The sequence below is a fragment of the Rhizobium sp. Root274 genome (assembly GCF_001429245.1).
In the GTDB taxonomy this organism is placed as follows: domain Bacteria; phylum Pseudomonadota; class Alphaproteobacteria; order Rhizobiales; family Rhizobiaceae; genus Allorhizobium.
Window position 1 is genome coordinate 127,281 of the sequence record NZ_LMJE01000001.1, and the last position, 14,948, is coordinate 142,228.

Sequence of the window (14,948 nt, forward strand, 5' to 3'; positions counted from 1 at the left end):
GACAGCGTCAAAGCCATCGCGCTCAGGCGGTCAGCTTGTTGATCGCCGCCTCGATCGTCATCGTCTCACGGGCGCCGGTCTGGCGATCCTTGAGTTCGATTTCGCCTGATGCCACGGAGCGCGGCCCGGCGATGATCTGGACGGGAACGCCGATGAGATCGGCGGTCGCGAACTTGGTGCCTGCCCGGTCGTCCGTGTCGTCGTAGAGCACGTCCTTGCCGGCGGTCTGCAGCGCTGCATAGAGCGTTTCGCAAGCCTTGTCGCAGGCCTCGTCGCCGGCCTTCATGTTGATCACCACGGCATCAAAGGGCGCGACCGAAGCCGGCCAGATGATTCCGTTGTCGTCATGCGAGGCTTCGATGATGGCGGGAACAAGGCGTGTCGGGCCAATGCCGTAGGATCCCATGTGGACAAGGTGCTCCTTGCCATCAGGACCCTGAACCTTGGCGCCCATCGGCTCCGAATATTTCGTGCCGAAATAGAAGATGTGGCCAACCTCGATGCCGCGTGCCGACAGGCGATCATTCTCGCCAATGGCGCCGAAAGCGACCTCGTCATGCATTTCCGAGGTCGCGGCATAGACCGAGGTCCACTCGTCGAAGATCTTCTGCAGGCCAGCCACGTCGTCGAAATCGGTATCAACCGAGGGGATGTCGAAGTCGACGAAGCTCTTGTGGCAGAACACTTCCGATTCGCCGGTGTCGGCGAGAATGATGAACTCGTGGCTGTGATTTCCGCCGATCGGGCCGGTATCGGCGCGCATCGGAATGGCGCGCAGGCCGAGCCGATCGAAGGTGCGCAGGTAGGCGACGAACATCTTGTTGTAGGAATGGATCGCGTCGGCCTGGGTCAGGTCGAAGGAGTATGCGTCCTTCATCAGGAATTCGCGCGAACGCATGGTGCCGAAGCGCGGGCGGATCTCGTCGCGGAACTTCAGCTGGATATGGTAGAGGTTGAGCGGCAGGCTCTTATAAGACTTGACCGACGAGCGGAAGATGTCCGTGACCATCTCCTCATTGGTCGGACCATAGAGCATCGGACGGTCCTGCCGGTCCTTGATGCGCAGCATTTCCTTGCCGTAGTCCTCGTAGCGACCGCTTTCCTGCCAGAGCTCGGCCGACTGCAGGGTCGGCATGGAGAGCTCGATGGCGCCAGCGCGGTTCTGCTCTTCGCGGATGATCGCGTTCACCTTGTCGAGCACGCGCTTGCCGAGCGGCAGCCAGGAATAGATGCCCTGGCTCTGCTGGCGGATCATGCCCGTCCGCAACATCAGGCGGTGGGAGACGATTTCCGCTTCCTTGGGGTTTTCCTTGAGGATCGGCATGAAGTAGCGCGACAGACGCATAACGAATTCCAGACGGTTGACGATGCCGCGCGCCCGCGCGGAATCAGCGATTGAAGACGGATATCAGGATGCGTTCATAGCCGGTTGGACTTCAGAAGAAAACCCGCAAGCAGGCGAGAGCCCGCTCGCCCACAGCCAGACACAAACCGCCTCCCGCTTTGCATGGAAAGCATGGTTCCAGGCCATCACATGACGCCGATGCGACAATTCCGCATACCAAAAATTTTTTGGGAGACTGTTACAATTCTGCAAGAATTGGGGGTGACAACGTCCATAGTTTGGGCTAGGTTCAGCCCATAAAAGAGGCAGGGAGTTCAAATCTTTGCCATACTCGCGGTCAAGTCTTGGGAGGATCAGATCTTAGGCGCGCTCAGTCGCAGCCCCTTAATTGGTGAAGGATCACGCGATACTTTTGAACAAGGTCTTTCGACCTTGTTTTTTTTTGCCCTTACGTCAGCCCTTGTGCCGCCAGCCATGAGATAGACGTGCTGGCAAGGTCGCCCCTTCTCGGCGGTCTTCATTATTGCTGCACGAGGCCCGGTACGAATACCGGCAAGTCCTTGAACCCCCATCCGAAATAGGTTTCGGCCACAAACCAGGCGCCATAGATCGCAGCGGAGACCACCGTGGTCAGCAGCATTACGCGGCCCGCACGGAAGCGGGTGGGAGCGCTGGCAACAGTTCCCGGTACCACGGACTGATCCTCATCCTGCGTGCGCAGGCCGATCGGCAGGATGGCAAACAGGGTCAGCCACCAGATGACGAAATAGACGGCGAGGCCCGAGAGGAATGGCATGGATCGTTCTCCGCGTTCAGGCCGCCCGATGGTCTCAGTGGGCGGATGGCTTCCTATAATGCCGGTGGCTCTCACAGACAAAGGCCAAAGCGTCGCATGACGGCAAAATGCGCGGTGAGCCGGCTCCTCTATACCTGTTCAAGCTCTATCAGCGTACCAAAGAAATCTTTCGGATGGAGAAAGAGGACAGGCTTGCCATGGGCGCCGATCTTCGGCTCTCCGGAGCCAAGCACGCGGGCGCCGGCTGCGGACAACTGATCGCGGGCCGCGATGATGTCCTCTACCTCGTAACAGATGTGGTGCATGCCGCCGGCGGGGTTCTTGGCGAGGAACGCCGTGATCGGCGAATCTGCGCCGAGCGGCTCCAGCAGTTCGACCTTGGTGTTTTCAAGTTCGACGAAAACCACCGTCACGCCATGCTCGGGCAGCGCCTGAGCCTGCGATACGTGCGCGCCCAGCGTATCCCTGTAACTTGCAGTCGCGGCCGCGAGATCGGGTACGGCGATGGCGATATGATTGACTCGGCCCAGCATAACAACCTCCGGCATGGCTTCAGCTAACGTGGTACCAGCTTAAGCGAGGGGCCACGCGCCGTCTGTCAGACTTTGGTCAGGAACACGGTGACGACGGGCTTCTTGCCCCAGACCTCGTTTGCGGTCGAACGCACCGCGCGGCGGATCGCCTCACGGACTGTCGCCAAATCCTTGCGGCGGCTGCGCGGAATGCTTTCGACGGCGCCGAGCACGGCGTCATAGAGCGTATCTTCCATCGCCTCGCCCTCGAAATCATATTCGGGCAGGCCGATCGGCACGACATCGGGATCACCGAGGAAGTCGAAGCGGCTGTCGAGTACGACATTCACAGCGACATGGCCGACATAGGACAGCTTCTTGCGGTCGCCGATGCCCATTTCTTCCATGTCACCAAGCAGACGGCCATCCTTGTAAACCCGGCCGAACGGGGCCTGGTCTATAACTTCGGCAGGACCGGGCGCCAGACGCAGGATGTCACCATTGCGCACGCGCGGAACGGTCTTGATGCCGGCCTGCAGACCAAGTTCCCTCTGCGCGACCAGATGGGCTGCCTCACCGTGAACGGGGACCAGAATTTCCGGGCGCGTCCATTCATACATCTTCAGGAGTTCGTTCCGGCGCGGGTGACCAGAGACGTGAACGAGGGCTTCGGCGTCCGTCACGATATGGACGCCCTGTTCGACAAGGCCGTTCTTGATGTCCTGGATCGCCTTTTCATTGCCGGGAATGGCGCGGGAGGAAAAGACGACGGTATCGCCGGAGGTCAGCGCTACACTGCGCATTTCGTCGCGCGAAAGCTTGGCCAGCGCTGCGCGCGGCTCGCCCTGGCTACCGGTCAGGATCACGACGACCTTGTCGCGCGGAATGAAGCCATATTCATCCTCGGCGATGAAGGGACGCAGGCCCTGCATGATGCCAATATCCTCGGCAACTGCGGTGACACGCTTCAGCGAACTGCCGAGCAGTAGCACTTCGCGGCCGGCAGCTTCGGCTGCCTGGGCGATCGAGCGGATACGGCCGACATTCGACGAGAAGGTGGTGATCGCAACGCGGCCTTCGGCAGCCTCGATGATCTTGCGCAGGCCTTCGGACACCTCTTCTTCGGATGGGGAGACACCTTCGCGCATGGCATTGGTGGAATCGCACATCAGGGCAAGAACGCCCTCGTCGCCGACTGCGCGGAAACGCGCTTCGTCGGTGAGCGGCCCCAGCGACGGGTTGTGGTCGATCTTCCAGTCGCCGGTGTGAACGAGGTTGCCGAGCGGCGTGCGGATGACCAGCGACATCGGCTCAGGGATCGAGTGGTTGACGCCGATAGCTTCAATATCGAAGGGACCGACATTGATCCGGTCGCCCTGCTTGAAAGGCGTGATCGGGATTTCGGCGCGCGAGCCTTCATAGTCGCGCTTGGCTTCGAGCATACCGGCGGTGAAGCCGGAGGCATAGACCGGCACGTTGAGGCCCGGCCAGAGGTCGTTCAGCGCGCCATAATGGTCTTCGTGCGCGTGGGTGATGATGATGCCCTTGAGGTTCTTCTTCTGCGACTTCAAGAAGCGCAGATCGGGCAGCACGAGGTCGACGCCCGGCAGATCCGGGCCGGCAAAAGTGACGCCACAATCGACCATGATCCATTGGCGATTGGACGGCGGACCATAGCCGTACAATGCGAGGTTCATTCCGATTTCCCCTACGCCGCCCAGCGGCAGGAAAACCAGTTCGTCGTTCTTGGCCATTCTTTCTTTCCGATCCAGTCTTACCCGAAAAACACGTCACCTGCGGCGATGGACAGAGTTCCAGCCGCGCTGTCGAGCAATAAAAGTCCCTTATCATCAATTCCAGAAAAGATACCTGAAATCGAACGATCCGGCAGGTTCACCGTTATTTTCTCGCCGATGCCGCAAGCGACCCGGCGCCAATGAGCCACGATCTCGCCAATCCCCCTGCCTTGGTCCCACAGCGACAGGGCATCGGCCATATTGACGAAGAGGCGGGCGAAAAGTTCCTCGGGCGAGATCGAGACACCCTGATCGGCAAGAGACGTCACCGGATATTGCGCCAGATCCGGCCGTGCCAGGATGTTGATGCCGATGCCGATGACCAAAGCCATTCGACCGTCGGGCAGTCTCTCCGCTTCCAGCAATATGCCGGATGTTTTCCGGCGATCGATCAGCACGTCATTGGGCCACTTGATATCGACCGTCTTGCCGCCCGGCGGCATGACGGACACGACCGTATCGTGAACGGCGAGCGCGACCGCAAGCGGCAGCGAGCCCAGTTCTTCCGTGGGCGCAAAATCAACCAGCAGCAGCGAGGAGTAGAGATTGCCGCGCTCCGATACCCATTCGCGTCCGCGACGGCCGCGGCCACCGGTCTGGCGTCGAGCGGTGATCCAGAGAAAACCGGAATCGCCCGCGCGAGCGCGGGCGAGTGCTTCGGTATTGGTGGACGATACTTCGTCCAATGGGACATGCCGAAAATCGTCGATCGAAATCCGGCGGGCCTTGCCGACGCCGCTCAATTAAACAGCGTCTTTGCTGCCGCTTCCGCAGCCGTGCCCAGCGGTCCACCGAAGAGGACGTAGCCGACGACGAAGAGACCGGACAGGCCAAAGACCAGGCGCAGTTCGACGGCGGTCCGGGCAAACTCGCCCTTGGCTTCGTCGAACCACATCACCTTGACGATGCGCAGGTAGTAGAAGGCACCAATAACAGAGGCGACCACACCGATGATGGCAAGCGCATAGAGCTTGGCTTCGATGGCGGCGACAAAGACGAAGTACTTGGCGAAGAAGCCGGCAAGCGGCGGGATGCCGGCGAGCGAGAACATCAGCGCGGTCAGCACGAAGGCCATGAAGGGCCGCGTGGTCGAAAGGCCAGCGAGATCGTCGATGTTCTCGACATTGCCGCCTTCCTTCTGGCGCATGGCCATGATGCAGGCGAAGGTGCCGAGCGTCATGACGAGATAGATCAGCATGTAAAGCAGGACGCCGGCGACGCCGGTGTCATTGCCAGCAGCAAGACCCACGAGCGCATAGCCCATGTGACCGATTGAGGAATAGGCCATCAGTCGCTTGATGTTCTTTTGACCGATCGCGGCGACCGAACCGAGCACCATCGAGGCGATCGCGATGAAGACGACGATCTGCTGCCATTCCGCGAAGATCGGCAGGAAGGCGTCGATGACGATGCGGACCAGAATCGCCATGGCGCCGACCTTCGGGGCGGCCGCCAGGAAAGCGGTGACGGGTGTCGGGGCACCTTCGTAAACATCCGGCGTCCACATGTGGAAAGGAACGGCGGAAATCTTGAAAGCGAGACCGGCCAGAACGAAGACGAGGCCGAAGATCAGACCCAGGCCCGGCTCACCCTGCGACAGAACGGCGGCGATCTGCTCGAAACCGGTATTGCCGGTGAACCCGTAGACCAGCGACATGCCGTAGAGCAGCATGCCTGACGAAAGGGCGCCAAGGACGAAGTACTTGAGGCCGGCTTCGGTGGAGCGCAGGCTGTCACGGTTGATGGCGGCGACGACGTAGAGGGCGAGCGACTGAAGTTCCAGCGCCATGTAGAGGGTGATCAGGTTGTTGGCCGAGATCATCAGCATGACGCCGAGGGTTGCCAGAACCAGCAGAACCGGGAACTCGAACTTGTCGAGGTGGTCGTAGCGGGCATGGCCGACCGCCATGATCATCGCTGTGATCGAACCGATCAGCGCGAGGATCTTCATGAAGCGCGAATAGCCGTCGGCGATATAGGCGCCGTTGAAGGCCTGACCCGAGGGATCCGAGACGATCAGCCAGGCGCCCGAGAAGACGAGCAGTGCGACAGCCAGGCCCGTGACGACGTTGGTCGACCGATCGCCGGAAAACACACCGATCATGAGCAGCACCATGGCACCCACGGCCAGGATCAGTTCCGGCGTGACCAGATGCAGGCTTGCAATGAGAGTTTCAACGGTCATGTCCAAAGGATCCTGTCGTCAGTTCGCAGTCAGCGCCAGAGACTGGGCTGCTTGCAAGGCTGCGGAATAGTTGTTCACCAGATGATCGACGGAAGCCGCAGTCGCGTCGAGGATTGGTGCCGGATAGACACCGAAGAAGATGGTGAGGGCAATCAGCGGGTAGAGCACGAGCTTTTCGCGGGCGGAAAGATCGAGCAGGCTCTTCAGGCTTTCCTTCTCCAGTGCCCCGAAAATGACCCGGCGATAAAGCCAGAGCGCATAAGCGGCGGACAGGATGACACCGGTCGCGGCGAAGAGTGCCACCCAGGTGTTGGCGCGGAAGACGCCGATCAGGGTGAGGAATTCACCGATGAAGCCCGACGTGCCCGGAAGGCCGACATTGGCCATGGTGAAGACCATGAAGGCCAGCGCGTATTTCGGCATGTTGTTGACCAGGCCGCCATAAGCCGCGATCTCGCGGGTATGGAGACGGTCGTAGATGACGCCGACGCAGAGGAAGAGTGCGCCGGAGACGAAGCCGTGGCTGATCATCTGGAAGATCGCACCCTGCACGCCCTGCTGGTTGGCGGCAAAGATCCCCATGGTCACGTAACCCATGTGGGCGATCGACGAATAGGCAATCAGCTTCTTGATGTCTTCCTGCATCATCGCGACTAGCGAGGTGTAGATGATGGCGATGACCGACAGGGCGAAGACAAAGGGCGCGAAGTAATCCGAAGCGAGCGGGAACATCGGCAGCGAGAAGCGCAGGAAGCCGTAGCCGCCAAGCTTCAGGAGGATACCGGCCAGAATGACCGAGCCAGCTGTCGGTGCCTGAACGTGCGCGTCTGGCAGCCAGGTGTGAACAGGCCACATCGGCATTTTCACCGCGAAGGAGGCGAAGAAGGCGAGCCACAACCAGATCTGCATCTGCGGCGGGAAGTCATGCTGCAGCAGCGCCGAGATGTCGGTCGTGCCGGCTTCCCAATACATCGCCATGATGGCGAGCAGCATCAGTACCGAGCCGAGCAGCGTGTAGAGGAAGAACTTGTAGGACGCGTAGACGCGGTCCTTACCACCCCAGACACCGATGATGATGAACATCGGGATGAGGCCGGCCTCGAAGAAGACGTAGAAGAGCACGATGTCGAGCGAGACGAAGACGCCGAGCATCAGGGTCTCGAGGACGAGGAAGGCAATCATGTATTCCTTCAGGCGCTTCTCGACCGAGGTCCAGCTGGCGAGAATGCAGAAGGGCATGAGCAGCGTCGTCAGGACGACGAAGAGCACCGAGATGCCGTCGACGCCGACGCGGTAGGAGATGCCGGTCCCGAGCCAGCCATGCTCTTCGACCATCTGGAAACCGACATTGGAATTGTCGAAGTTGATCCAGACGAAGAGCGACACGACGAAGGTGAAGACCGTCGTCAGCAAGGACACGTTGAGGATATTGCGACGTCCGATAGCCGTGTCACCACGGGTCAGCAGAAGCAGAGCCACGCCAACCAGGGGCAAGAAGGTGACCGTCGAGAGAATGGGCCAATCGGTCATCAGAAGGAGCTCCCGAGCATCATCCAGGTAACAAGGGCCGCAATGCCGATCAGCATCGCGAAGGCATAGTGATAAAGGTAACCCGACTGCAGGCGCACAACGCGCTGGGTCAGGCCGCCGACAGCAGACGCAACACCGTTCGGGCCATAGGCGTCGATGGTGGCAACGTCACCCTTCTTCCACAGGAACCGACCAAGCGCCTTGGCCGAGCGGACGAAGAGGAAGTCATAGAGCTCGTCGAAATACCACTTGTTGAGGAGGAACTGGTAGAGGAGCCACTGGCTCTCTGCCAGCTTCTTCGGCATCGACGGGTTCTTGATGTACATGTACCAGGCGGTGGCGAAGCCGACGACCATGGCGACGAAGGGGCTGAGCGCCACCCAGGCCGGAACGTGATGGAATTCTTCCAGCAGTTCGTTCTCCGGCAGGGTGAACAGCGCGCCCTTCCAGAACTCCATGTATTCGTGGCCGTAGAAGAAGCCTTCGAAGACGACACCGGCAAAGACGGCGCCGATGGCGAGCAGGAAGAGCGGCAGCAGCATCACCATCGGCGATTCATGCACGTGATGCATCACGTCTGCGGAAGCGCGCGGCTTGCCGAAGAAGGTGAGGAATATCAGGCGCCACGAGTAGAAGCTCGTGAACAGCGCGGCGATGACCAGCATCGAAAAGGCGAAGCCGGATACCGCCGAATGCGAGGCATAGGTCGCTTCGATGATGACGTCTTTGGAGAAAAAGCCAGCAAAGCCGAAAGGCGTGAACGGGATACCGACGCCGGTGATGGCGAGCGTGCCGAGCAGCATCATGTAGAAGGTCCACTTGATGTGCGGACGAAGCCCACCCATGTGGCGCATGTCCTGCTCGCCGTCGACGGCATGGATGACCGAACCGGCGCACAAGAACAGGAGCGCCTTGAAGAAGGCATGCGTGAAGAGGTGGAAGATGGCCGCACCATAAGCGCCGACGCCGAGTGCCACGAACATGTAGCCGAGCTGCGAGCAGGTCGAATAGGCGATGACGCGCTTGATGTCGTTCTGCACCAGACCAACGGTCGCGGCGAAGAAGGCGGTGATCGCACCGACGACGGTGACCACAGTCAGAGCATCATGCGACAGTTCGAACAGCGGCGACATGCGGGCGACGAGGAAGACACCGGCGGTCACCATGGTTGCGGCATGGATCAGAGCCGAGACCGGGGTCGGGCCTTCCATGGCGTCCGGCAGCCAGGTGTGCAGCAGGAACTGTGCCGACTTACCCATGGCGCCCATGAAGAGCAGCAGGCAGGCGCCGGTCAGTGCGTGGCTCCGGTCGAGCTGCATGCCGAAGAGGTTGAGCACCACTTCCGGCGAACCTGCACCTTCAGCCGGCAGATAGGACTGGGCCGAGGCGAAGATCGTCTCGAAATTGATCGAGCCGAACATCACGAAGACGGCGCCGATGCCGAGGATGAAGCCAAAGTCGCCAACGCGGTTGACGATGAAGGCCTTCATGGCGGCAGCCGATGCGGACGGCTTCTTAAACCAGAAGCCGATCAGCAGATACGAGGCCAGACCCACGCCTTCCCAGCCGAAGAACATCTGCAGCAGGTTGTCGGAGGTCACCAGCATCAGCATGGCGAAGGTGAAGAGCGAGAGATAGGCGAAGAAGCGCGGCCGATGCGGGTCGTGGTGCATGTAGCCGATCGAATAGAGGTGAACGAGGCAGGAGACCGAGTTCACGACGATCAGCATGACAGCGGTCAGCGTGTCGACGCGCAGCGCCCATTCGACATCGATGCCGCCCGACTGGATCCAGCGCAGAACGGGGACCTTGATCACTTCATGGGCTTCGTGGCTGAGCGCGACCTGGAAGAAGGCGACCCAGGACAGAAGCGCCACGATGATCATCAGACCGGTGGTCACGTATTCCGACGCCTTGGCGCCGATCTGGCGTCCAGCGAGGCCGGCGATCAGCGCGCCAAGCAGAGGAAGAAAGACAATAGCCTTGTAGATGAGCATAGCCGTGTCAGCCCTTCATCATGTTGACGTCTTCGACGGCGATCGAGCCGCGATTACGATAGAAGACCACCAGGATGGCGAGGCCGATCGCGGCTTCCGCTGCAGCCACCGTCAGGATGAACAGCGCGAAGACCTGGCCGACAAGGTCGCCGAGGAAGTGCGAGAAGGCGATCATGTTGATGTTGACCGCGAGCAGGATCAGTTCGACCGACATCAGGATGACGATGACGTTCTTGCGGTTCAGGAAGATACCGAAGACGCCCAGGGTGAAGAGCAGTGCACTGACCGTCAGGTAGTGGGAAAGACCGATTTCCATAATTTACGTTCCTTGACCTCGTGCTCGCTTCAGATGCCCTGGCCCGACTTGACCTTGACCACCTTGACGGCAGTTTCGGGCGTGCGGGCGACCTGGGCCGAGATGTCCTGGCGCTTGATGTTGGTGCGGTGACGCAGGGTCAGCACGATCGCGCCGATCATGGCGACGAACAGAACCAGGCCTGCGATCTGGAAGAAGAAGACATAGTCGGTGTAGAGCACGTCGCCCAAAGCCTGGGTGTTCTGGCGCTCCGTGATCGCCGGGATCGGCTGAGTGATCGCGTTCTGGGCTGCCGGGCTGATGACGCTGCCGCCGATGACGACGATCAGTTCGACCGCGACGATCAAACCGATCAGCGCGGCGACAGGCGCATGCTTTGCAGCGCCGGCACGCAGTTCGGTGAAGTCGATGTCGAGCATCATCACGACGAAGAGGAAGAGGACCGCAACCGCGCCGACATAGACGACGAGAAGGATCATCGCCAGGAACTCAGCGCCCGTGAGCAGCAGAAGTGCCGCCGCGTTGATGAAGGTCAAAATGAGGAACAGGACCGAATGGACCGGGTTCCGTGCCGAAATCACCATGAAGGCCGAAGCCACCGCGATGAAGGCGAAGAGATAGAAAAAGAGAGCCTGAAGACCCATGGTGGTGCCTTTTCATCTTCCCCCGGACGTGGGCCCTGCCCCGTCGCCCGATAAGGCATGGCCGGTATCCCCACCGGCATGCCCGTTACAAAATCTGATTTGTCCTGGCGAAGGCGGATGTCCCGCCAGGACGTGATCCGGAGGGATCAGCGATACGGTGCGTCGATCGCGATGTTGCGCGCGATTTCGCGTTCCCAACGGTCGCCGTTGTCCAAGAGGCGCGCCTTGTCGAAGTAGAGCTCTTCGCGTGTCTCGGTGGCGAACTCGAAGTTCGGTCCCTCGACGATCGCATCGACCGGGCAGGCTTCCTGACAGAAACCGCAATAGATGCACTTCACCATGTCGATATCGTAACGCACCGTGCGGCGGGTGCCGTCGTTGCGGCGCGGGCCGGCCTCGATGGTGATGGCCTGGGCAGGACAGATCGCTTCGCACAGCTTGCAGGCGATGCAGCGCTCTTCCCCGTTGGGATAGCGGCGCAGCGCATGTTCACCGCGAAAGCGCGCCGAGACCGGGCCCTTTTCGAACGGGTAGTTGATCGTCGCCTTCTGCTTGAAGAAGTAGCGCATCGACAGGAAAAACGCGCCGACGAACTCCTTGAGGAAGAGCGAATTGATAGCCTGTGCAATTGCCATCTTATTCTCCAATGCAGCTGAGGTTGCGATCGGGCGTCATCACGCCCAACCCATCAGCTTCAGCACGAATGCGGTAATGACCACCATGGCGAGCGAGAGCGGAAGGAAGACCTTCCAGCCGAGACGCATCAACTGGTCATAGCGGTAGCGCGGGACGAACGCCTTCACCATCGCGAAGAGGAAGAAGACGAAGCCGGCCTTGAGAACGAACCAGATGAAGCCCGGCACCCAGTTCAGGATGGCGATATCCACCGGCGGCAGCCAGCCTCCAAGGAAGAGGATGGTGGTGAGCGAGCACATCAGAACGATCGCTGCATACTCGCCAAGCATGAACATCATGTACGGCGTGGAGCCATACTCGACCATGAAGCCGGCAACGAGTTCGGATTCCGCTTCCGGCAGATCGAAGGGCGGACGGTTGGTTTCTGCCAATGCCGAGATGAAGAAGACCACGAACATCGGGAAGAGTGCCAGCCAATGCCAGTCAAGGAAGGAGGCCGGCAGGCCGAGACGTGTTCCCAGACCATCGGTCTGCGCCATGACGATGTCCGACAGGTTCAACGAGCCGACGCAGAGCAAGACGGTGACGATGATGAAGCCCATCGAGACTTCGTAGGACACCATCTGGGCCGCAGAGCGCAGCGCACCGAGGAAGGGATACTTCGAGTTCGAAGCCCAGCCACCCATGATGATCCCGTAGACTTCGAGCGACGAGACGGCGAAGACGAAGAGGATGCCGACATTGATGTTGGCGATCACCCATCCGGCATTGACCGGGATGACGGCCCAGGTGGCGAGCGCCAGAGTTACGGCAACCAGAGGCGCCAGTAGGAAGACGCCCTTGTTGGCGCCGGCCGGGATAATCGGCTCCTTGAAGACGAACTTCAACAGGTCGGCGAAGGACTGGAACAGACCCCAGGGACCGACGACGTTCGGACCACGGCGCAGCTGGACAGCCGCCCAGATCTTGCGGTCGGCCAGAAGGATATAGGCAATGAACACCAGAAGGCAGACGAGCAGAAGCAGCGACTGACCGACGATGATGGCCGCAGGCCAAACATAGGTGGAAACGAAATTATCCATGGTCTCCTGCCCTTACTCTGCCGCTGCCTTGAAATTGTTGCGGGCCAATGCGGAGCATTCGGCCATGACGGCCGAAGCACGCGCGATCGGGTTCGTCAAATAGAAGTCTTTGACCGGCGACGCAAACACAGACTTGCCCAACTTGCCCGGTTTTTTCGCCAGTGCAGCAATATCTGCAACCGCACCCGGTGCAACCTCATCGATTTCGCCGAAATGCGGGAAGGCTTCGTAGAGCTTCACGCGCAGCTGGGCGAGCGAATCAAAGGGCAGCTTCTTGCCGAGCACGTCCGAAAGTGCGCGCAGAATCGCCCAGTCTTCGCGGGCCTCGCCCGGCGCGAAGCCGGCACGGTTGCCCATCTGGACGCGGCCTTCGGTGTTGACCCAGGTGCCCGACTTCTCGGTATAGGTCGCGCCCGGCAGGATCACGTCGGCATAATGCGCGCCGTTGTCGCCATGGCTGCCGATATAGACGACGCACTTGGCGGTCTTGGCGGAGAAGTCGAGTTCGTCGGCGCCGAGCAGGAAGACGACGTCGAGCGACGACAGCATCTGGCCGGCAGCAACAGCCCCCTGCCCCGGCACAAAGCCGAGATCGAGTGCGCCAACGCGCGATGCAGCCGTGTGAAGAACGGAGAAGCCGTTCCACTCGTCGGTCAGCGCGCCAACATCCTGAGCAAGCTTGGCAGCATTGGCGAGGACGGCCGCACCGTCAGCGCCGGAAAGCGCACCCTGGCCGATGATGATCAGCGGGTTCTTGGCAGCCTTCAGCGTTTCGGCGAAGCTGTTCTTGCCGGAGACGAGATCCGAGAGCGTCTCGGTTCCTGCGCCCAGGTAGTCATAGGGATAACGAAGATCGCCGCCTTCGCCAATCAGGGCGATCGGCAGGCCACCACGGCGCCAGCGCTTGCGAATGCGGGCATTGAGAACGGCCGCCTCGTAACGCGGGTTGGCGCCGACGATCAGGATCGCATCGGCAGCTTCGATGCCTTCGATGCTGGTATTGAAGAGATAGGTCGAGCGGCCGAGCGACGGATCAAGTGCCGTCCCATCCTGGCGACAGTCGGTATTCGAAGAGCCGAGCGCGTTGACGAGCGTCTTCAGCGCGAAGATTTCCTCGACGGAAGCGAGATCGCCGGCGACGGCACCGATCTTGTCGCCAGAGGTAGAGGCAACGGCTGACTTGATCGCGGCAAAGGCTTCCGCCCAGCTCGCGGGCTGCAGACGTCCGTCCTTCTTCACATAGGGGCGGTCGAGACGCTGGGTCTTCAGGCCATCCCAGATGAAGCGGGTCTTGTCGGAGATCCACTCTTCGTTGATCTGTTCATTGACGCGCGGCATGATGCGCATGACTTCGCGGCCACGCGTGTCGACACGGATGGCGGAACCGAGCGCGTCCATGACGTCGATCGATTCGGTCTTCCCCAGTTCCCACGGACGAGCGGTGAAGGCAAAGGGCTTGGAGGTCAGCGCACCGACCGGGCAGAGGTCGACAACATTGCCCTGCAGCTCAGAGGTCATCGCCTGCTCGAGATAGGTCGTGATCTCGGCGTCTTCCCCACGGCCGATCAGGCCGAGCTCGGCAATGCCTGCGACTTCGGTGGTGAAGCGGACGCAGCGCGTGCAGTGAATGCAGCGGTTCATCACGGTCTTGACCAGCGGTCCGATATACTTGTCTTCGACGGCGCGCTTGTTCTCGGTGTAGCGCGAACTGTCGATCCCGAAGGCCATGGCCTGGTCCTGAAGGTCGCATTCGCCGCCCTGGTCGCAGATCGGGCAATCCAGCGGATGGTTGATCAGCAGGAATTCCATCACGCCTTCGCGGGCCTTCTTGACCATCGGCGTGTTGGTGAAGACTTCCGGAAGTTCACCGTTCGGGCCGCCGCGCACGTCGCGCACGCCCATGGCGCAGGAGGCTGCCGGCTTTGGCGGGCCACCCTTCACTTCGACCAGGCACATCCGGCAATTGCCGGCAACCGACAGTCGTTCATGGAAACAAAAGCGCGGGACTTCGGCGCCGGCTTCCTCGCACGCCTGCAACAGCGTGAAATGATCCGGAACCTCGATCTCTTTACCGTCGACCTTCAGCTTTGCCATATTCGCCTTCCTGCC

General features: G+C 60.6%; 13 protein-coding genes. All 13 read right to left on the reverse strand.

The window, feature by feature from the left end; all coding sequences use genetic code 11:
* Positions 1-22: 22 nt before the first annotated feature.
* Positions 23-1,345 (reverse strand): proline--tRNA ligase, encoded by a 1,323-nt coding sequence (gene proS, locus ASE36_RS00755; RefSeq protein ID WP_062274571.1) that lies wholly within the window; start codon positions 1,343-1,345, stop codon positions 23-25.
* A gap of 520 nt (positions 1,346-1,865) precedes the next feature.
* Positions 1,866-2,141 carry a DUF1467 family protein gene (locus ASE36_RS00760; protein ID WP_062274574.1) on the reverse strand — a complete coding sequence of 92 codons (276 nt, stop codon included), beginning with the start codon at positions 2,139-2,141 and terminating at the stop codon, positions 1,866-1,868.
* A gap of 128 nt (positions 2,142-2,269) precedes the next feature.
* Positions 2,270-2,674, reverse strand: coding sequence for a methylmalonyl-CoA epimerase (gene mce / locus ASE36_RS00765; protein ID WP_062274576.1), 405 nt, complete (start codon positions 2,672-2,674; stop codon positions 2,270-2,272).
* 65 nt (positions 2,675-2,739) lie between these two features.
* The gene (locus tag ASE36_RS00770) at positions 2,740-4,407 is read right to left on the reverse strand and encodes a ribonuclease J (protein WP_062274579.1); all 1,668 of its coding nucleotides are present in this window, start codon (positions 4,405-4,407) and stop codon (positions 2,740-2,742) included.
* A gap of 20 nt (positions 4,408-4,427) precedes the next feature.
* Positions 4,428-5,192: a biotin--[acetyl-CoA-carboxylase] ligase gene (locus ASE36_RS00775; RefSeq protein WP_062274582.1), complete on the reverse strand. Its 765-nt coding sequence runs from the start codon at positions 5,190-5,192 to the stop codon at positions 4,428-4,430.
* Complete coding sequence (gene nuoN, locus ASE36_RS00780) at positions 5,189-6,634, reverse strand: NADH-quinone oxidoreductase subunit NuoN (RefSeq protein ID WP_062274585.1); 1,446 nt, start codon at positions 6,632-6,634, stop codon at positions 5,189-5,191. Before nuoN ends, ASE36_RS00775 begins: the two co-directional genes overlap by 4 nt.
* 18 nt (positions 6,635-6,652) lie before the next feature.
* Complete coding sequence (locus tag ASE36_RS00785) at positions 6,653-8,164, reverse strand: NADH-quinone oxidoreductase subunit M (protein ID WP_062274588.1); 1,512 nt, start codon at positions 8,162-8,164, stop codon at positions 6,653-6,655.
* Entirely contained in the window at positions 8,164-10,161 is a 1,998-nt protein-coding gene (gene nuoL, locus ASE36_RS00790; protein ID WP_062274591.1) for an NADH-quinone oxidoreductase subunit L, read from the reverse strand. The genes ASE36_RS00785 and nuoL overlap by 1 nt, the downstream gene beginning before the upstream one ends.
* Before the next feature lie 7 nt (positions 10,162-10,168).
* Positions 10,169-10,477 carry an NADH-quinone oxidoreductase subunit NuoK gene (gene nuoK, locus ASE36_RS00795; RefSeq protein ID WP_062274594.1) on the reverse strand — a complete coding sequence of 103 codons (309 nt, stop codon included), beginning with the start codon at positions 10,475-10,477 and terminating at the stop codon, positions 10,169-10,171.
* Positions 10,478-10,506: 29 nt separating this feature from the next.
* Positions 10,507-11,121, reverse strand: coding sequence for an NADH-quinone oxidoreductase subunit J (locus ASE36_RS00800; RefSeq protein ID WP_062274597.1), 615 nt, complete (start codon positions 11,119-11,121; stop codon positions 10,507-10,509).
* Between the two features lie 146 nt (positions 11,122-11,267).
* Entirely contained in the window at positions 11,268-11,756 is a 489-nt protein-coding gene (gene nuoI / locus ASE36_RS00805; protein WP_062274599.1) for an NADH-quinone oxidoreductase subunit NuoI, read from the reverse strand.
* 39 nt (positions 11,757-11,795) lie between these two features.
* Entirely contained in the window at positions 11,796-12,839 is a 1,044-nt protein-coding gene (nuoH, locus tag ASE36_RS00810) for an NADH-quinone oxidoreductase subunit NuoH (protein ID WP_062274602.1), read from the reverse strand.
* 12 nt (positions 12,840-12,851) lie between these two features.
* Positions 12,852-14,933 (reverse strand): NADH-quinone oxidoreductase subunit NuoG, encoded by a 2,082-nt coding sequence (nuoG, locus tag ASE36_RS00815; protein WP_062274605.1) that lies wholly within the window; start codon positions 14,931-14,933, stop codon positions 12,852-12,854.
* Positions 14,934-14,948: the final 15 nt, after the last annotated feature.

Bases quoted from the DNA above. Each gene is read 5' to 3' on its own strand.
- proS (WP_062274571.1), bottom strand. From the start codon at position 1,345: ATGCGTCTGTCGCGCTACTTCATGCCGATCCTCAAGGAAAACCCCAAG.
- ASE36_RS00760 (WP_062274574.1), bottom strand. From the start codon at position 2,141: ATGCCATTCCTCTCGGGCCTCGCCGTCTATTTCGTCATCTGGTGGCTG.
- mce (WP_062274576.1), bottom strand. From the start codon at position 2,674: ATGCTGGGCCGAGTCAATCATATCGCCATCGCCGTACCCGATCTCGCG.
- ASE36_RS00770 (WP_062274579.1), bottom strand. From the start codon at position 4,407: ATGGCCAAGAACGACGAACTGGTTTTCCTGCCGCTGGGCGGCGTAGGG.
- nuoN (WP_062274585.1), bottom strand. From the start codon at position 6,634: ATGACCGTTGAAACTCTCATTGCAAGCCTGCATCTGGTCACGCCGGAA.
- ASE36_RS00785 (WP_062274588.1), bottom strand. From the start codon at position 8,164: ATGACCGATTGGCCCATTCTCTCGACGGTCACCTTCTTGCCCCTGGTT.
- nuoL (WP_062274591.1), bottom strand. From the start codon at position 10,161: ATGCTCATCTACAAGGCTATTGTCTTTCTTCCTCTGCTTGGCGCGCTG.
- nuoK (WP_062274594.1), bottom strand. From the start codon at position 10,477: ATGGAAATCGGTCTTTCCCACTACCTGACGGTCAGTGCACTGCTCTTC.
- ASE36_RS00800 (WP_062274597.1), bottom strand. From the start codon at position 11,121: ATGGGTCTTCAGGCTCTCTTTTTCTATCTCTTCGCCTTCATCGCGGTG.
- nuoI (WP_062274599.1), bottom strand. From the start codon at position 11,756: ATGGCAATTGCACAGGCTATCAATTCGCTCTTCCTCAAGGAGTTCGTC.
- nuoH (WP_062274602.1), bottom strand. From the start codon at position 12,839: ATGGATAATTTCGTTTCCACCTATGTTTGGCCTGCGGCCATCATCGTC.
- nuoG (WP_062274605.1), bottom strand. From the start codon at position 14,933: ATGGCAAAGCTGAAGGTCGACGGTAAAGAGATCGAGGTTCCGGATCAT.